Here is an 18,478-nt window from a genome sequence, read left to right on the forward strand (position 1 = left end):
ATGAACTGGAAAAGGGGTAACGGATGCCTTCGCGCACGGATAAGAGCTGGCGCCACGGCGCCGTCTTGCTGGATCCCGAACACACCCGGTTTGCCCTCTGGGCGCCGGATGCCTACTACGTCAGCGTCGAGATAGAGGATGGGCCGTCATTGGCCCTGTTGCCGCAGGAAGACGGTTGGTTTGTCCTCGAAACACGATGCCCGGCGGGCACGCGATACCGCTACAAAATCGATGAAAACCTTCTGGTACCTGACCCGGCTTCCCGGGCTCAGGTCAGCGAGGTGCATGGCCACAGCGTGGTCATCGACCCGGACGCCTACCCGTGGCACCACGCCGAATGGCGCGGCCGCCCCTGGCACGAGGCAGTCATCTACGAATTGCACGTGGGCGCCTTGGGCGGTTTCGCCGGGGTCGAACGCCATTTGCAGCGCCTTGCGGATACCGGCATCACGGCCATCGAGCTGATGCCCATCGCGCAATTTCCCGGGGACCGCAACTGGGGCTACGACGGCGTTTTGCCGTACGCCCCGCAGTCGTCCTATGGCACACCCGAACAGCTCAGGCACCTGATCGACACCGCCCACGGGCTGGGTCTGATGGTCATTCTGGACGTGGTCTACAACCACTTCGGACCGGACGGCAATTACCTGGGAAGCTACGCCAAGCACTTCTTCCGCAGCGACAAGAAGACGCCATGGGGCGACGCCATTGATTTTCGGCGTCGAGAAGTGCGCGACTTTTTCATCGACAACAGCCTCATGTGGTTGCTGGACTATCGCTTCGATGGCCTGCGTTTTGACGCCGTACACGCCATTGAAGACCCGACGTTCCTTTCGGAGCTGGCAGAGCGGGTCCGGCAGAACACGCCGCAGGAGCGCCATGTCTGGCTGATGCTGGAGAACGAGTTCAACGAAGCCAGCCGCATGGATCAGGGTTACGACGCGCAGTGGAACGACGACGGCCATAACACCCTGCACGTCCTGTTGACGGGCGAAACGGATGCTTACTACACCGATTTCGCCCAGCAACCCACCCACAAGCTCGCACGCCTGTTGAGCGAAGGCTTCGTGTATCAGGGCGAGTCCACGCGCCACGGCCACGCCCGGGGCGAACCGAGCGCGCATCTGGCACCAACCGCCTTTGTGCTGTTCCTGCAGAACCACGACCAGATCGGGAACCGTGCCCTCGGCGAGCGGCTGGCGCAGCTGTGTCCGCCTGAAGCGTTGCGCGCGGCGACCGCCCTGCTGCTGCTGTCACCGATGATCCCGCTGATGTTCATGGGCGATGAATGGGGTGCCAGCGAGCCATTCCTGTTTTTCACCGACTTCCATGACGAACTTGCGGACGCAGTGCGTGAAGGCCGTCGCGGGGAATTCGCCGACTTCGCGGCCTTCGCAGACCCGGCCCAGCGCGAACGCATTCCTGACCCGAACGCGGAGCAGACCTTTGAGGCGTCACGCCCTGCCGTGGATGCCCTCCTGCTGGAAACCGACAAGGGTCAGGACCATCGCAGCTGGCTGGAACTGTATCGAACGCTGCTGGACATCCGTCGCGAGCACATCGTGCCGCGTCTGCCGGGCGCCAAGGCCCTCGGTGCCGACGTACTCGCCGACAAGGCCGTCAGCGCACGCTGGCAGCTGGGCGATGGCAGCACCCTGCGCATCGATCTCAACCTCGGAGCTCACGGGGTGAAAATCGACGAGCATCAGGTGCAGCATGTTCTTCATGAATCCCATCCAAAATCGGCAGAACTTTCCCAACACGGCAACCTCAATCCATACACGGCCATTGTCAGCCTGATATCGAGTGACGTTGTGGAGGAACAGGATGAGCAATGAGCAACTGGAAATGCTGGCGGCCGAGGCAGGATTGTCGGTCGACTGGAAAGACGCCAACGCACGACCGCAACGGGTGAGCCCAGAGGTATTACGCAAAGTCCTCGACGGCCTCGGTTATCCGGCTGAAAACGATGAACAGATCACCGCAAGCCTCAAGCGCCTGCAAGACCAGAGCCTTTCCACAACCCCTCCACCGCTGCTGACGGTCGACCACGGTTCCAACCTTGACCTTTCACCCTGGTTCAAGCCTGAAACGCCCTTCGTGCTGGAGCTTGCGGACGGCGCTCGCCTCGATGCAAAACTTACCGCCAAGGCCGAGTTGCCCGCCTTGGCGACCGTGGGTTATCAGCAATTGGCGATCGATGGCCAACACCTGACCATCGCTGTCGCCCCGACATCGGCCTACACCCTGGCCATGGCCACCGACGTCACCGTGCCCCGTGCATGGGGCCTGACGTTGCAGTTGTATTACTTGCGCCGCGAGGGCGATGGCGGGTTTGGCGATACTCAGGCCCTGGAAACCTTTGCCCGTTCGGCCGGTGAGCGTGGCGCGTCGGCGATCGCGATCAGTCCGGTGCACGCCATGTTCGCCAATGACAGCGAACGCTTCAGTCCGTATTCCCCTTCCAGCCGCCTGTTCCTCAACGCGCTGTACGCCGCACCGGGTGCAATCCTGGGTGAGCGCGCCGTGCGGATGGCCATTGAGGAGACCGGCCTTGGCGATGAGCTCAAGCGCCTTGAAACGTTGCCCTTGATCGACTGGCCCGCCGCGGCCGCAGCCAAGTGGAAGATGTTCCGCGCGCTGTACGCTGCGTTTATCGGCAGCGACCATCCGCTGCACGAAGATTTCAACAGTTTTCGCCATGCGGGCGGCGAAGCGCTGGAGAACCACTGCCGGTTCGAGGCCATGCGTGATCAGTGTGAATTACTCGGCATCAGCGGCAACTGGCACGAGTGGCCAGAGCAATACAAGAGCCCTCGCAGCCCGGCGATTGAGGAATTCGCCGCCCGCCACAGCGATCAGATCGGCTTCCATGCCTTCGCCCAGTGGCTGATTGCCCGAGGGTTGGAGCGTGCACAAACGGCTGCACGCAGCAGCGGCATGAGCGTCGGCCTGATCGGCGATCTGGCGGTTGGCGCCGACGGTGCGGGTAGTCAGGCCTGGAGCCGTCAGGACGAGTTACTGTCGGCGCTCACCGTCGGCGCGCCACCTGACATCCTTAATCGTTCAGGTCAGAGCTGGGGCATCTCTGCGTTTTCGCCCACGGGCCTCAAACGCAACGGCTTCCGGGCGTTCATCGAAATGCTCCGGGCCAACTTCGCCCATGCCGGCGGTCTGCGCATCGACCATGTCATGGGCCTGCAACGCCTGTGGGTGGTGCCATTGGGTTCACCGCCCAGCGAAGGCGCTTACCTGAACTATCCGCTGGACGACATGCTGCGCCTGCTGTGCCTGGAATCGTGGCGCCACAAGGCCGTCGTGCTGGGTGAAGACCTCGGCACGGTGCCCGAAGGCCTGCACGAAAAACTCTCTACCCGAGGCATCCTGGGCATGCGCGTGCTGCTGTTTGAACAAGACAACGGGCGGTTCAAGCCGATCATCAAATGGTCCGACGACGCGTTGGCGACCACCAGCACCCACGACCTGCCCACGTTGACCGGTTGGCTGAGCGAGCTGGACATCGAGTGGAACAAAACCTTGGGCCATATCGACGACGACACTGAACGTCACTGGCGTGAAGGCCGCGAACGCGAGCGTCATGGCCTGCGCGCGGCGCTGAAGGAAAACTACGGGATGCACGACAGCAACGACAGCGACCTCATCGATGGCAGCGTGCGTTACCTGGGCCACACCCGTGCGCCGCTGGTGCTGCTGCCCATCGAAGACGCACTGGGTATCGAGGAGCAAGCCAACCTGCCCGGCACCATCGACAGCCACCCCAACTGGCGTCGTCGATTACCCGGCGACAGCGCATCCCTGCTGGACAACACCAACGCGGCACGACGCTTGGAAATCCTGGCATCGGCGCGTCAACAGGCTGCGGAGCGTGATCGATGAGTCTGCCTGTCAATCCACCACTCAAGTCGCTGCGCGCGACGCAACGTCTGCAGTTTCATAAAGACTTCACACTGGACGATGCCGCGAAGCTGGTGCCCTACTTCGCCAGGCTCGGCATCAGCCACGTGTACGCCTCGCCGTTGCTCAAGGCCCGAGCGGGTTCGATGCACGGGTACGATGTGGTCGACCCGAGGGTCATTAACCCTGAACTGGGTGGCGAACCGGCATTGCGCCGCCTGGTTGCCGCGCTGCGTGAACACGGCATGGGCCTGATTCTGGACATCGTTTCCAACCACATGGCCGTGGGTGGCGCGGATAATCCCTGGTGGCTGGACCTGCTGGAATGGGGCCAACGCAGCCCGTACGCGAAATTCTTCGACATCCAGTGGAATTCACCTGACCCGCTGCTCAAGGGGCAATTGCTGCTGCCGTTTCTGAGCACCGACTACGGCACCGTGCTGCAGAACGGCGAGGTTCCGTTGCGTTTCGACAGTGAGCACGGCAGTTTCCGCGTCGAGCATTACCAGCATCATTTCCCGATCAACCCAGGCACCTACGGCCCGTTGCTAAAGGCCGCCAACCGTCCGGAGCTCGATCAACTGGCTGAGCGTTTCGCGCGGCTCGACGAACGTTCAGACGCCTATGAAGAAGCGTTGAACGTCAAAGCGGAGCTGGTGAAGTTGCTCAAGGCCAAACCGGACCTTTCGCACGCCATCGACACCGGCCTGGCGCAATTCGACGCTCGTCAGCCCGAAGGCTTCAACACGCTGCACCGCCTGCTGGAGCATCAGGATTATCGTCTGGCCAGTTGGCGGACTGCCGGCGACGATATCAACTGGCGACGCTTCTTCGACATCAACGAACTGGGCGGCCTCAAGGTCGAGCGTTCGCAGGTGTTCGAAGCCACCCATGCGAAGATTTTCGAACTCATCGCTGAGGGCCTGGTAGACGGCCTGCGCATTGACCATATCGACGGGCTCGCCGATCCCCGTGGCTATTGCCGCAAGCTGCGGCGACGCGTCGACAGCCTGCTGAGTCAGCGCCCGGCAGGCACCGAACTGGATCATGTGCCGATCTTCGTCGAGAAGATCCTCGGCGCCGATGAGCCGTTGCGCCAGGACTGGAACGTTGATGGCACCACCGGGTATGAGTTCATGAACCAGGTCTCGCTGCTGCAACACGACCCGAAAGGCGAAGCCGTACTGGGCGAGCTGTGGAGCCGGATCAGCGGGCGCACGGCCGACTTCAATCAAGAGGTGCTGGAGGCTCGCGATCTGGTCCTCCACGGGACGCTGGCCGGCGACTTCGAAAACCTGGCGCAGGCGTTGCTGCAAGTCGCGCGCAGTGACGTCATGAGCCGCGACCTGACGCTGGGCGCGATCCGCCGTTGTTTGTTGGCGCTGGTCAGCAACTTCCCGGTGTATCGCACCTACATCACCGCCAGCGGACGTTCCGAGGAAGATGAGCGGTTCTTCCAGCAAGCGATGGCAGGCGCGCGGGAGATGCTCAATGAGGGCGACTGGCCGGTGCTCGATTACCTTCAGCGCTGGCTGGGGGGCGAGCGCCTGCGCGACTACCCGACGGGTCCTCTTCGCGAGATGCGCCGCAAGGTCCATAACCGCTTCCAGCAGTTGACCTCGCCGGTCGCGGCCAAGTCGGTCGAAGACACCTCGTTCTACCGTTCTGCAGTGCTGCTGTCGCGCAACGACGTGGGCTTTCATCCGCAACATTTCAGTGCACCGGTGGAAGCGTTCCACCAGGTCTGCATCGAACGCGGTGCACACTTTCCGGACAACCTGCTGACCACAGCGACCCACGACCACAAGCGCGGCGAGGATACCCGCACGCGCCTTGCTGTGCTCAGTGAACAGGCGGGTTGGTACGCCGAGCAGGTCGAGCGCTGGCAGCAACTGTCCGCACCGCTGAAGGCCGCCGACACCCCCATCAGTCCTGGCGACGAGTTGATGCTGTACCAAGCGATACTGGGCAGTTGGCCGTTGGGCCTGGAAGGTGAAAGCGCGTTTCAGGACTACGCCAAACGCCTCACGCAGTGGCAGGAAAAAGCCCTGCGTGAAGCCAAACTCCAGAGCAGCTGGAGTGCGCCCAACGAAGCCTATGAGACGGCCTGTCGTGAGTTCTTGCAGCACTTGTTGTTGAGCCCCGACGGCCTCGCGCTGCGTCAGTCCATCGGTGCCACGGCCAATCGAATCGCCCCGGCAGGCGCCTTGAACAGTCTGGCGCAAACTTTGCTGCGAATGACCGTGCCCGGTGTCCCCGATCTGTATCAGGGCACTGAATTCTGGGACTTCAGTTTGGTGGATCCGGACAATCGTCGTCCGGTGGATTACCCCGCTCGCGAACGCGCCTTGAGCGAGTCCGTAGCGCTCACCGAGTTGCTTGCCCAGTGGCAGGACGGCCGGATCAAACAGGCCCTGATTGCGCAGGTGCTCATGCTGCGCAATCAATACCCTGACCTGTTCAGTGAAGGTCGATACCAACCGCTCGACGTGATCGGCGAACAGGCCGCGCACGTCCTGGCATTTGCCCGGGAAAAAGGAGGTGCGCGGGCTATTGTTGTGGTTCCACGTTTGCCGGCTGAACTAATGGGCACCGCGCAAACTCCATTGATCAACGCAGCACATTGGGGCGATACACGAATCCTCCTGCCGTTCGCTGATTCAAATCCAAATTGGAAGGGACTTTTTTCGCAGGCTACAGTCACAACCAACAAGGAATTGTCGCTCAGCGCAGCGCTCAAGGAATTTTCTGTAAACCTGCTTATTCAAACCTTGTAATACCCGGGAGTGTCGAGATGAGTGCCGACGAAAAGAGAATCAGCGAGCTAGCCCACCAGATCTGGGAAACGGAAGGCAAGCCGCACGGTCAGGATGCGCGTCATTGGGAAATGGCCCGTAAACTGGCAGATGCCGAGGCCAAAGCGCCGAAGAAACCTGCTGCCGGTAAAGCCGCCAAGGCCAAGCCAGACAGCAAGGCCGACCCCAAGGCATCTGCTGCAAAACCTGCGCCGAAGGCTGCAGCCAAACCCGCTGAAAAAGCCGCGCCTAAACCGGCGGCAAAGCCTGCTGCCAAGGCACCGGGCAAACCAGCTGCCAAGCCAAAGGTAGCCGCCAGCGGCGCCGAGGCGACCGCCGCCAAGCCTGCTGCAAAACCTGCTGCAAAACCTGCAGCCAAGCCGGCAGCGAAAAAAGCACCACCGGCTGCCAAGCCGCCCGCGCCCTGAGCATTCGTCCTCGACGAATCACCATCGCGTTGCAACACCTTTGCCGCAGGGATCGCCTGAAAACGATCGTTACCCCCTGCGGCAACCATCCGCCTGCTTTTATCAATGGATCAGGAATGGCGCAGTCCCAGCCTGCGACACAGGCTTTGTTCGCCCTCAGGAAATCATTCGCACGTCAGGAATACACATGAGCAAGCAAGAGAAGAACACTACACCCCAGAATGAATCCGCCCAGGCTGACAGCCCGCAGGTCAATGCGACACGCATTCGTGAAGGCCTGCCCTTCCCGCTCGGCGCTAACTGGGATGGTCTGGGCGTCAATTTCGCCATTTTTTCGGCCAACGCGACCAAGGTCGAACTGTGCCTGTTTGACTCCACGGGTGAAGAGGAACTGGAGCGCATCGAGCTCCCCGAATACACCGACGAGATTTTCCACGGTTACCTGCCCGACGCTCACCCAGGCCTGGTTTACGGCTATCGCGTGTACGGCCCTTACGACCCGAAAAACGGCCACCGTTTCAACCACAACAAGCTGCTGATCGACCCCTACGCCAAGCAACTGGTGGGCAAACTGAAGTGGTCCGAAGCCTTGTTCGGCTACACCATCGGCCACCCGGACGATGACCTGAGCTTCGACGAACGCGACAGCGCGCCTTTCGTGCCCAAATGCAAGGTCATCGACCCTGCCTACACCTGGGGCCGCGATCAGCGAGTGAATGTGCCGTGGGAAAAAACCATTTTCTACGAGACCCACACCCGTGGTTTCACCATGCGTCACCCGTCCGTGCCGGAAGAGCTCAAAGGCACGTTCTCAGGCCTGATGGTCGACGATGTCATCCAGCACATCAAAGGCCTTGGCGTGACGTCGGTCGAGCTGCTGCCGATCCATGCGTTCGTCAACGACCAGCATTTGCTGCAAAAGGGCATGACGAACTATTGGGGCTACAACACCATCGCGTTCTTTGCGCCTGACCCGCGTTTCCTGGCCCACGGCAAGATCGCCGAGTTCAAGGAAATGGTTGCGCACATGCACCATGCGGGGCTCGAGGTCATCCTCGACGTGGTCTACAACCACACCGCCGAAGGCAACGAACGCGGCCCGACCCTGTCGATGCGCGGCATCGACAACGCCTCGTATTACCGTCTGATGCCGGACGACAAGCGTTTCTACATCAACGATTCCGGCACCGGCAACACCCTCGACCTGAGCCACCCGTGCGTCTTGCAGATGGTCACTGACTCGCTGCGCTACTGGGCCAGCGAGATGCATGTCGACGGTTTCCGTTTCGACCTGGCAACCATCCTCGGCCGTTATCACGACGGTTTCGACGAGCGCCACAGCTTCCTTGTGGCCTGTCGCCAAGACCCGGTGTTGCGTCAGGTCAAGCTGATTGCCGAGCCCTGGGACTGCGGGCCTGGTGGCTATCAGGTCGGCCACTTCGCGCCGGGCTGGGCCGAATGGAACGACAAGTTCCGCGACACCGTGCGCGCGTTCTGGAAAGGCGACGAGGGTCAGTTGGCCGACCTTGCGAGCCGCCTCACGGCTTCGGGCAACATGTTCAACCAGCGCGGTCGTCGGCCGTACGCCTCGGTCAACTTCGTCACGGCACACGACGGTTTCACCTTGCACGATCTGGTGTCTTACAACGACAAGCACAACGAGGACAACGACGAGAACAATCAGGACGGCAGCAACGACAACCGCTCCTGGAACCACGGCGTCGAAGGCCCGACCGAAGACCCGGACATCAACGCCTTGCGCCTGCGTCAGATGCGCAACTTCTTCGCCACGTTGCTGTTCTCGCAAGGCACGCCGATGGTGGTGGCCGGTGACGAGTTTGCCCGCACCCAGCACGGCAACAACAACGCCTACTGTCAGGACAGCGAGATTGGCTGGGTCAACTGGGATTGGGATGAAGACGGCAAGGCGCTGCATAAATTCGTCAAACGTCTGATCAAGCTGCGCATGGCGTATCCGATTCTGCGTCGCGGGCGTTTCCTGGTCGGTGACTACAACGAAGACCTTGGCGTGAAAGATGTCACCTGGCTGTCGCCCAGTGGCGATGAGATGACCATCGAGCAATGGCAAGACGCCAATGGTCGCTGCCTGGGCATGCTGATGGACGGCCGCGCGCAAGAAACCGGGATTCGTCGTCGAGGCTCAGAAGCGACCTTGCTGGTGGTGGTGAACTCGCACCATGAAGGCGTCAATTTCACCCTGCCGGAAGTACCGGAAGGTGTGAACTGGACTAGCCTGATCGACACCAATCAGCCCGACATCAAAGGTAAGGACACGTTTGAATTCGGCACCGAGTACACCGTGACGCCGCGTTCACTGCTGCTGTTTGAACTGCAGAAGGAAGACCAGGCTTAACCGCTTCGCACGCTTTTTGGGTTCAAGAGTTTCTTGGGTTCAAGAACCGTTCCGACGGCATCTCCTGTCACCCTGTGGGAGCGAATTCATTCGCGAAAGGCTTTCAGACGACACAGTGTTGTCGTCTGTATTGACGCATCGCGAATGAATTCGCTCCCACAAGCTTTGCATCCCTCCTGCCAAGTCCCGTTTGTCCGTCTCACAATAACGCCGACAGCCTCACGTCCGCCGCCAACACCCGGTGCAATTGCCCGTTCGCGGCAAAGATCGGCACCGACACCGTTATGCAGAACGCATCCGTTGCCGAAGACCGGTAAACCGGCGTGATGTGGCTGGTGAGCTGTTCGGCGACTTCCCGGAACCACGGCCGCTGAGCCCAGTGACGGCCCTTGCAACTGGGTGACGCGCTGTCCTTCTCCAGCCCGATGTTCTCGCTGATCTGCGTGCCGTTGCGGTCGACCATGTAGAACAACTCGAAACGCTGATCGCGTTGCAGGGTGTCAGACATGAAGCGCTCGGCGGCCTGCACGTCGCCGTGCATCGCCGCCTCGCTGCCCAGACGCTCGACGCTGGCCTGTATTGCCTTGTGCATCTGCAGGCGGAACCCGCCCAGTCCATTCAACAGGTGATCACCACTGGTGCGCACGGCATCGCTGTGGGTCAACACCTGACCTGCGTTGCCGAGAAGCTCGGCCGCCACCCCGGCGATGTTCTGCACGTCGCGGTTGATGGCGTGAACGGCGATGCCGATATGCTCGGTGCCCGAGGCGATGTGACCGACCCGCTGATCCAGTTGATCCATCGCCGCCTGAGTGCTGAGCAGGTCCTCGCCCATACGGGTCATGCCCTCGCGCCCATCGGCCACGGCGGCGTGCATGGTCTTGCCGGCAGCGCCCAGTTGGTCCATGTCGGCACGGAAGCGTTCGATGATCTGGCTGACACGGGCAGTGGACTCTGTGGTGTGTCCAGCCAGCCGCCTGACCTCATCGGCGACCACTGCAAACCCACGGCCATGCTCACCGGCACGCGCCGCTTCAATGGCGGCATTGAGCGCCAGCAGGTTCGTCTGCTGCGAGATGCTGGCGATCACACCGAGCACCTGGCTGACCTCCTCGAGCTGACCGAACAACTGCCCGATCACCGACTCCAGCTTCTGCTCGCTCGCGCCGATGGCGTCAACCTGATCCAGTACCTGTTCGCCCGTCTGTTGGCATTGGCGCAAGGTCAGCGTTACTTCGCTGGACAGTTTGGCCACCTGTGCCGCGCCGGGAACCAGCTCGGTGTCCAGCGAAGTGCTGACCTGTTCGCTGGCGCTGGCGATCAGCTCTGAGGCTTGGGCGAGCATCTGCCCGCTCTGCTCGGTGGCCCGAGCGATCCGCGCCAGTTCCGGCGCGTGGGCGGCGATGTCCACCGACGCCGCCAGGCTCTCGGCCAGACGCTCGTGCAACGTCTTGCTGAAGCCGTTCAAACGCGCATTCAGCGGCGAATGCCCGGAGAGCTGTACCGTCAGGTCCAGGTCATCGAACAACAGGTTCAAGGCATCATCGTCATGAGCCCGGCGTTTGTTGGCGCGCAGTGAAAACATTCGGCATCTCCCTCCGTGTGTAGCGGGAGCACTGCAAGCAGAGTGCCATCAATGCTCTTCGTGGGTCTGCGCTGCCTCATCGAAAATCCGCCCAGAAAAATGCCCGAATTGCGGCGTCAGACGCGCCCGGCAGGCGCGTATTGGTGCATTGCATCGGAAATGGCGATGACCTGTGCATGTACACTCTGTGCGCTTTTCTACGCTACAGCGTGTTCAACGCTTATGGAGCCCGTCCCTGTGGAACTACGCCAACTGCGTTACTTCGTGAAGATCGTCGAACTCGGCAGCCTGGGCCGCGCCGCGCTGGAACTCGACGTCGGCGTCTCGGCGTTGAGCCAGCAGATCGCAAAACTGGAAAGCGAACTCAGCACCCGTCTGCTCAATCGCACCACCACCGGCGTGACCGCTACCGGCGCGGGTCTGGCGTTCCTGCACCACGCGCAGTTGACCTTGCGTCAGGCCGACAACGCCATTCTGGCGGCGCATCGCGGGCGCATGAGCGGCTACGTCAGCGTCGGTCTGCCGCCCACCACTGCCACCGTGCTGGCGCTGCCGCTGATCAATGCCATGCGCGAGCGCTACCCGGACATTCAGCTGCATCTGGTGGAAATGCTTTCCGGGCACTTGGCCGCACAGCTCAATGCACGGCAGATCGACCTGGCGATCCTGTTTCAACTCGAAGGCGGAAAGCGCTGGAGCGTCACCCCGCTGCTCGACGAAAAACTGTTCGTCATCGCCTCGCCTTCGCTGCCCGATTCCCCCCGCGGCGACAGCGTTCATCTGGCTGAACTCGGGCACCTGCCGCTGGTGGCGCCGAGTGCGCAGCATGGCTTGCGCTCGACCTTGATGACGGCCTTCGAACGTGCCGGTGTCGTGCCGAACATCATCATGGAGATAGACGGCTTGGCTGTATTGATGAACGCGGTGCGTGCCGGGCATGCAGCGACCATCCAGCCGGGCGCGGCGGCGGCGCTCAAGGGTGAATCAGGGCTTTCGTTGGTTCAGATCGCCGACGAGCATGTGGGACGACGCAATCTGCTGGCGACCCTGGCCGACGATGAACTCTCACCGGCGGCGCTGGCGACCCGTGTGGTCATCACCGACGTCGCCCGGCAACTGGTCAGTCAGCAACAGTGGCCAGGCGCGAGCTGGATCGGGGAAGGCTGACACCGCCCGATGGCCAGCGAGCAGGCGCTCACCGATCGGAAGTATGGGCACCTGTTTGTGCAACCATTCGCTTCGCTAACAGTTGAAGCCTGGACACTGATGAGTGGGCCGACGCGGTTCCTGTGGGAGACGTCCGAGGTTACGAGGGCAGCGAACGCGGTGTATCAGTCACCGATGATGTAACTGTCCCACCGCATTCGCCACTGTCGTAACCTCCAGCAGCTCCTACAGGTCTCGCGGCAGTCAGACACCTTGATCTGGGCGTGAGTCTTCCAACTCTTTGAGGCATGCCACAGAGCTCGGGTGCAACGCAGGACCTGTAGGAGACGTCCGAGGTTACGAGGGCAGCGAAAGCGGTGTGTCGGTGCCGACGTTGTACCTGTCCCACCGCATTCGCCACTGTCGTAACCTCCAGCAGCTCCTACAGGTCTCGCGGCAGTCAGACACCTTGGTCTGCCCGATCTGGGCGTGAGTCTTCCAACTGTTTGAGACATGCCACAGGGCTTGATTGCAAAGCAGGACCTGTAGGAGACGTCCGAGGTTACGAGGGCAGCGAAAGCCGTGTATCAGTCACCGCCGATGTACCTGTCCCACCGCATTCGCCACTGTCGTAACCTCCAGCAGCTCCTACAGGTCTCGCGGCAGTCAGACACCTTGGTCTGCCCGATCTGGGCGTGAGTCTTCCAACTGTTTGAGACATGCCACAGGGCTCGGGTGCAACGCAGGACCTGTAGGAGACGTCCGAGGTTACGAGGGCAGCGAAAGCGATGGGTCAGCTGCATCAGTGGTGATGACAGCCCGCATTCGGCATCGTACCGACTCCCACCGTCAGCGCGATGCCCCGCTCACGAAAGCGCTCGGCGTGATCAGGGCGCGGCGCATGCCCGCCCCTTTACTAAAACTAAACACCTCAAGGTGGATCCGGTCTTTCGAGGCTGCGCCGCTTTTCCCTACTGTGCCCCCATCGCTTGCAGCGCCTGAGTCTGACTGCCAGCGTTCGAGGAGACACAATGATCGATGTTCTAGTCATAGGGGGCGGCAACGCAGCGTTGTGCGCTGCGTTGATGGCACGCGAAGCCGGTGCGAGCGTGATGCTGCTGGAAGGCTCGCCCAAGGTCTGGCGGGGTGGCAATTCGCAGCACACACGCAACCTGCGCTGCATGCACGATGCCCCGCAAGACGTGCTGGTGGACGCTTACCCCGAAGAAGAATACTGGCAGGACCTGCTCAAAGTGACAGGAGGCCTGACCAACGAAACGCTGGCCCGCATGGCCATTCGCGCGTCGTCATCGTGCCGCGACTGGATGCGTTCCCACGGCGTGCACTTCCAGCCACCGCTGTCCGGTGCCCTGCATGTTGCGCGCACCAACGCGTTTTTCATGGGCGGCGGCAAGGCACTGGTCAACGCCTACTTCCGCAGTGCCGAACGCTTGGGCGTGAGGGTGCGCTACAACGCCCAGGTCAGCGATATCGAGCTCAAGGACGGCGTGTTTGTCGCTGCGCATCTCGCCGAACGGGAGGTCGACGGGCAGCGCCTGCCCGCTGAACGCATCGAAGCCCGCACCTGTGTGCTTGCGGCCGGGGGATTTGAATCCAACCGGGAATGGCTGCGCGAAGCCTGGGGGCAGAATGAGCGCGGCGAATGGCCGTCCGATAACTTCCTGATCCGGGGTACGCGCTTCAACACCGGCGTACTGCTGCGCCGCATGATCGACCTCGGCGCCGACATCATCGGCGACCCGACCCAGGCGCACATGGTCGCCATCGACGCCCGCGCGCCGCTGTACGACGGCGGCATCTGCACCCGCATCGACTGCGTGTCGCTGGGCGTGGTGGTCAACCGCGAAGGCGAACGCTTTTATGACGAAGGCGAAGACTTCTGGCCCAAACGCTACGCCATCTGGGGTCGACTGGTGGCCGGGCAACCGGGGCAGCAGGCGTATTCGATCATCGATCAACAGGCCATCGGCCGTTTCATGCCGCCTGTATTTCCAGGCACCCAGGCCCAGTCGCTGGCAGAACTCGCAGGCAAACTGGGTCTGCCCGTAGCCGCGTTCGTGGACACCGTGGAGCGCTATAACCGCGCCTGTCAGGTTGGCACGTTTGACCACACGGCACTGGACGATTGCCACACCGAGGGCCTGACACCGGCCAAAACACATTGGGCCCGCCCGCTGAGTAAACCGCCTTTCTACGCCTACCCGCTCAAGCCCGGCGTGACCTTCACCTATCTGGGGCTGGCAACCGATGAAACGGCCGCCGTGCACTTCAACGGCAAGGCAAGCCCCAACCTTTTCGTCGCCGGAGAAATGATGGCCGGCAACGTGTTGGGCAAGGGCTACACCGCCGGCATCGGCATGGCCATCGGCACCGCGTTTGGGCGAATAGCCGGCACGCAAGCCGCTGCCTCGGCGGGGTTTTCCTCTTCTACGACGAATACGGAATCGCACCATGCAGCTGTTTGATCCTTCGACGCCGGGCGACCTGATCCCGGTCCTCAATCTGGACGAAAGCGAAGTGCAGCGGCAGATGACCATCTGCAACGCCTGCCGGTATTGCGAGGGGTTTTGCGCGGTGTTCCCGGCGATGACCCGGCGTCTGGAATTCGCCCAGGCGGACATCCACTATCTGGCCAACCTGTGCCACAACTGCGGCGCCTGTCTGAGCGCTTGCCAATACGCCGCGCCCCATGAGTTCGCGGTCAACGTGCCGAAAGCCATGGCCAAGGTGCGTCTGCAGACGTACGCCGAGTACGCCTGGCCTAAACCGTTCGGCACGCTGTATCAACGCAACGGCCTTACGCTCGCGCTGGCGACAGGTGCGGGGCTGGCGCTGTTCCTGTGCCTGGCGCTGCTGGTCATGGGTAACCAGTTCACCGCAATGCCTGGCGGCAATTTCTACGGCATTTTCCCGCACAACACGCTGGCGATGGTGTTCGGCGCGGTGTTCGGCTTTGCCGTGCTTGCGCTCGGCATAGGCGTACGTCGGTTCTGGCGCGAGTTGACACCGGGTGCCGTATCAGGGTCCATCAAAACGTCCGCCGCGCTGGAGGCCACGGCCAACGTCGCGCAACTGAAGTATCTGGACGGCGGCCACGGCCAGGGCTGCAACAACGAGGACGACCGGTTCACCCTGTGGCGGCGGCGTTTCCACCACCTGACCTTTTACGGCTTCATGCTGTGCTTCGCCGCAACCGGTGTCGCCACGCTTTACCACTTCTTGCTGAACTGGCACGCGCCTTACCCGATTCTCAGCCTCCCCGTGATGCTCGGCACCGCCGGTGGCATCGGTCTGCTGATCGGCCCTGCCGGTTTGCTCTGGCTGAACGTGCGGCGCAATCCCGAACAAGGCGACGCGCATCAAAAGCCCATGGACCGAGGGTTCATCGCCCTGCTGCTGGCCCTGAGCATCAGTGGTCTGGCCTTGCTGGCATTTCGCGAAACGACGGCGCTTGGCCTGCTGTTGGCCCTGCACCTGGGCTTCGTGATGGCGTTCTTCCTGACGATGCCTTACAGCAAATTCGCCCACGGCATTTTCCGCAGCGCGGCGCTGCTCAAGTATTCCATCGAAAAACGCCAACCCAACCCGATCAACGCCGGCAGCGATTGATCCCGATTCCAGACCGACCTTTCATTCCAATAACAATATCGAGCATACCGACGCCATGATGAACACCACACCGATAACGCCCCAACCGAGAGCGGCGAAATTCGCCGCCATCGTGCGGGTCACCAGCGGCAACTTTCTTGAGCAGTTTGATTTCTTTCTGTTCGGCTTTTACGCCACGTACATCGCCCAGACCTTCTTCCCGGCCACCAGCGAATTTGCTTCGCTGATGATGACCTTCGCCGTGTTCGGTTCGGGTTTCCTGATGCGACCGCTCGGCGCGATTATCCTGGGCGCGTACATCGATAGGGTCGGACGTCGCAAGGGACTGATCGTGACGCTGTCGATCATGGCGTGCGGCACCGTGCTGATTGCGTTGGTTCCGGGCTACGCCAGCATCGGTCTGGCAGCACCCTTTCTGGTGTTGCTGGGGCGTCTGTTGCAGGGATTCTCGGCAGGGGCCGAGCTGGGGGGAGTTTCGGTGTACCTGGCGGAAATCGCCACACCGGGTCGCACCGGCTTTTACACCAGTTGGCAGTCGGCGAGTCAACAGATCGCGATCATTCTGGCGGCGGCATTGGGCTACGGCATCAATGCCTGGCTGGACGCCACTCAGATCGCCGCGTGGGGCTGGCGCGTGCCATTCTTCATCGGCTGCGTGATCATCCCGTTCATCTTCGTGATTCGTCGTTCGTTGCAGGAAACCGAGGCGTTCAAGGCCCGTACGCATCACCCAGGCGCCCGTGAGGTGTTCCGTTCGATGCGTGACAACTGGCGCACGGTGCTCGCGGGCGGACTGCTGGCGTCTATGACCACCACTACGTTTTACCTGATCACCGTCTACACCCCGACGTTCGGCAAATCGGTGCTGCACCTGAGCACCACTGACAGCCTGATCGTGACGCTGTTCGTGGGGCTCAGTAACTTCATCTGGCTGCCGATCGGTGGTGCGATTTCCGACCGCATCGGTCGCCGACCCTTGCTGCTGGGCATTTCGTTGCTGTGTATCTTCACCGCCTACCCGGCCATGCACTGGCTGGCGGCAGCCGCCAGCTTCGAACGTTTGCTCGTGGTCCTGCTGTATTTCTCGTTCTTCTTCGGGATGTACAACGGTGCGATGGTGGCGGCGCTGACCGAGGTCATGCCGCAGAACGTGCGCGTGGTGGGCTTCTCGCTAGCGTTCAGCCTGGCCACGGCGATTTTCGGCGGCTTCACACCGGCCATGTCGACATTTCTGGTACAAGCCACTGGCGACAAGGCTTCCCCGGCCTACTGGCTGATGTTCGCCGCGGTGTGCGGTCTGTCAGCGACGCTGGTGTTGTACCGCCGTCAAAAAGCCTGGGTGGCCAAATCCGTCTGATCGTCGCACGTCGGCGGCAACGCGCTCCAGGCGTTCCCGCCGACCGCCACAGAGACGCCGCTCGCTGCGGGTGCTAACGCGCCAGCAGCTTCGCGTAAGTGTTGAGGTCGATGTTGCCGCCGCTGATGATCACACCGACCCGCTGCCCCCTCAGTTCGCTCGCCATGGCGCGAGCGGCTGCAAACCCCAGGCAACCGGTAGGCTCTACGACCATTTTCATGCGCTCGGCGAAGAAGCGCATGGCCTCGACCAGTTGCGCGTCGCTGACGGTGAGGATGTCGTCGACATCGCGCTTGATGATGCCGAAAGTGTAGTTGCCCAGGTACTGGGTTTGCGCGCCATCGGCGATGGTTTTCGGGGTGTCAATCTTGACGATGTTCCCGCTGCGCAGCGATTGCTGACCATCGTTACCGGCCTCGGGCTCGACACCGTACAACCTGCATTCGGGTGCCAGCGCCCGCGTCGCCAACGCCGACCCGCTGAGCAGCCCACCGCCGCCCAGGCAGACGAACAGCGAGTCCAGCCTGCCGACCTCCTCGAACAGCTCTTTCGCTGCCGTGCCCTGCCCGGCAAGGATGTCCGGGTGATCGTAAGGCGGGATCAAGGTCAGGCCGTGCTCCTGAGCGAGTTGCCGCCCAATCGCCTCGCGGTCTTCGGTGTACCTGTCATAGACCACGACCGTCGCGCCATACTCCTTCGTTGCGGCGACCTTGGCAGCCGGTGCATCGTGGGGCATGACAATGGTGGCCGGAATGCCTAACAGTTGAGCCGACAGCGCGATACCTTGCGCATGATTGCCTGAGGAAAACGCGACTACTCCGTGTTTGCGTTGCGTGGCATCGAACTTCGATAACGCGTTGAAGGCGCCACGAAACTTGAAGGCGCCCATCCGCTGATAGTTTTCACACTTGAAGAACACCTCGGCGCCCAGCTCACGGTTCGCCGTGCGCGACGTCAGCACCGGTGTCTTGTGGGCATGGCCTTCAATATGTCTGGCGGCAGCGACCACGTCGTCATAGCTGGGAAGCACGGGGTTCGAAATAGCGAGGGTATCCATATTCATCCTCAAAGGTCGGGTTGAGCCAACAGGCAGGGGCATCGATTACTGTGTATCGAGTTCGCCCTGACACGCAATCTTCCGCTCCTGCTGATTTTCCCCAGGCAGCTTCCCACGCCCAGAGAGGCCCCGATTTCACTGACTTTGTAGTCACGAATCGACCTTTGTGTATTGAAACTACAAAATATGTA

At 61.7% G+C, this 18,478-nt stretch carries 11 protein-coding genes and 1 pseudogene; 9 read left to right on the forward strand and 3 right to left on the reverse strand.

Annotated elements, in window-relative coordinates; all coding sequences use genetic code 11:
- The first annotated feature begins 23 nt into the window (after positions 1-23).
- The 5 genes from treZ to glgX all read left to right on the forward strand — a co-directional run bounded on the left by treZ (position 24) and on the right by glgX (position 9,512).
- Positions 24-1,838, forward strand: a complete 1,815-nt coding sequence (gene treZ, locus AB4N84_RS26405) for a malto-oligosyltrehalose trehalohydrolase (protein ID WP_460043934.1) — start codon at positions 24-26, stop codon at positions 1,836-1,838.
- Positions 1,828-3,897, forward strand: coding sequence for a 4-alpha-glucanotransferase (gene malQ, locus AB4N84_RS26410; protein ID WP_460043935.1), 2,070 nt, complete (start codon positions 1,828-1,830; stop codon positions 3,895-3,897). Before treZ ends, malQ begins: the two co-directional genes overlap by 11 nt.
- Positions 3,894-6,692 (forward strand): malto-oligosyltrehalose synthase, encoded by a 2,799-nt coding sequence (locus tag AB4N84_RS26415; protein ID WP_460043937.1) that lies wholly within the window; start codon positions 3,894-3,896, stop codon positions 6,690-6,692. The genes malQ and AB4N84_RS26415 overlap by 4 nt, the downstream gene beginning before the upstream one ends.
- Positions 6,693-6,709: 17 nt before the next feature.
- Entirely contained in the window at positions 6,710-7,138 is a 429-nt protein-coding gene (locus AB4N84_RS26420) for a DUF2934 domain-containing protein (RefSeq protein ID WP_460043938.1), read from the forward strand.
- Positions 7,139-7,325: 187 nt separating this feature from the next.
- Positions 7,326-9,512, forward strand: coding sequence for a glycogen debranching protein GlgX (glgX, locus tag AB4N84_RS26425; protein ID WP_460043939.1), 2,187 nt, complete (start codon positions 7,326-7,328; stop codon positions 9,510-9,512).
- A gap of 199 nt (positions 9,513-9,711) precedes the next feature.
- On the opposite strand, the gene AB4N84_RS26430 is transcribed toward glgX, so the two are convergent.
- Together AB4N84_RS26430 and AB4N84_RS26435 are read right to left on the reverse strand one after the other, a co-directional pair.
- Positions 9,712-10,104 (reverse strand): PDC sensor domain-containing protein, encoded by a 393-nt coding sequence (locus AB4N84_RS26430; RefSeq protein WP_460047154.1) that lies wholly within the window; start codon positions 10,102-10,104, stop codon positions 9,712-9,714.
- Positions 10,105-10,269: 165 nt separating this feature from the next.
- Positions 10,270-11,097 (reverse strand): annotated as a pseudogene (locus tag AB4N84_RS26435) (methyl-accepting chemotaxis protein); the annotation flags it as partial.
- A 237-nt stretch (positions 11,098-11,334) separates the two neighbouring features.
- On the opposite strand from AB4N84_RS26435, the gene AB4N84_RS26440 reads away from it, so the two are divergent.
- The 4 genes from AB4N84_RS26440 (at position 11,335) to tcuC (ending at position 17,230) form a co-directional block, all read left to right on the forward strand.
- The gene (locus AB4N84_RS26440) at positions 11,335-12,264 is read left to right on the forward strand and encodes a LysR family transcriptional regulator (protein WP_460043941.1); all 930 of its coding nucleotides are present in this window, start codon (positions 11,335-11,337) and stop codon (positions 12,262-12,264) included.
- A 1,010-nt stretch (positions 12,265-13,274) separates the two neighbouring features.
- Positions 13,275-14,729 (forward strand): FAD-dependent tricarballylate dehydrogenase TcuA, encoded by a 1,455-nt coding sequence (gene tcuA, locus AB4N84_RS26445; RefSeq protein WP_460043942.1) that lies wholly within the window; start codon positions 13,275-13,277, stop codon positions 14,727-14,729.
- A complete protein-coding gene (gene tcuB, locus AB4N84_RS26450) occupies positions 14,716-15,873 on the forward strand; it encodes a tricarballylate utilization 4Fe-4S protein TcuB (protein ID WP_460043943.1) in 1,158 nt (385 codons plus the stop codon). Before tcuA ends, tcuB begins: the two co-directional genes overlap by 14 nt.
- Positions 15,874-15,928: 55 nt before the next feature.
- The gene (tcuC, locus tag AB4N84_RS26455) at positions 15,929-17,230 is read left to right on the forward strand and encodes a tricarballylate/proton symporter TcuC (protein ID WP_460043945.1); all 1,302 of its coding nucleotides are present in this window, start codon (positions 15,929-15,931) and stop codon (positions 17,228-17,230) included.
- Between the two features lie 73 nt (positions 17,231-17,303).
- On the opposite strand, the gene AB4N84_RS26460 is transcribed toward tcuC, so the two are convergent.
- Positions 17,304-18,287 carry a threo-3-hydroxy-L-aspartate ammonia-lyase gene (locus AB4N84_RS26460; protein WP_167362100.1) on the reverse strand — a complete coding sequence of 328 codons (984 nt, stop codon included), beginning with the start codon at positions 18,285-18,287 and terminating at the stop codon, positions 17,304-17,306.
- Between the last annotated feature and the right edge of the window lie 191 nt (positions 18,288-18,478).

This window comes from Pseudomonas sp. S2_H01, assembly GCF_054668305.1.

Bases quoted from the DNA above. Each gene is read 5' to 3' on its own strand.
- tcuC (WP_460043945.1), top strand. From the start codon at position 15,929: ATGATGAACACCACACCGATAACGCCCCAACCGAGAGCGGCGAAATTC.
- glgX (WP_460043939.1), top strand. From the start codon at position 7,326: ATGAGCAAGCAAGAGAAGAACACTACACCCCAGAATGAATCCGCCCAG.
- tcuA (WP_460043942.1), top strand. From the start codon at position 13,275: ATGATCGATGTTCTAGTCATAGGGGGCGGCAACGCAGCGTTGTGCGCT.
- malQ (WP_460043935.1), top strand. From the start codon at position 1,828: ATGAGCAATGAGCAACTGGAAATGCTGGCGGCCGAGGCAGGATTGTCG.
- AB4N84_RS26415 (WP_460043937.1), top strand. From the start codon at position 3,894: ATGAGTCTGCCTGTCAATCCACCACTCAAGTCGCTGCGCGCGACGCAA.
- tcuB (WP_460043943.1), top strand. From the start codon at position 14,716: ATGCAGCTGTTTGATCCTTCGACGCCGGGCGACCTGATCCCGGTCCTC.
- AB4N84_RS26460 (WP_167362100.1), bottom strand. From the start codon at position 18,287: ATGGATACCCTCGCTATTTCGAACCCCGTGCTTCCCAGCTATGACGAC.
- AB4N84_RS26430 (WP_460047154.1), bottom strand. From the start codon at position 10,104: ATGCACAAGGCAATACAGGCCAGCGTCGAGCGTCTGGGCAGCGAGGCG.
- AB4N84_RS26420 (WP_460043938.1), top strand. From the start codon at position 6,710: ATGAGTGCCGACGAAAAGAGAATCAGCGAGCTAGCCCACCAGATCTGG.
- treZ (WP_460043934.1), top strand. From the start codon at position 24: ATGCCTTCGCGCACGGATAAGAGCTGGCGCCACGGCGCCGTCTTGCTG.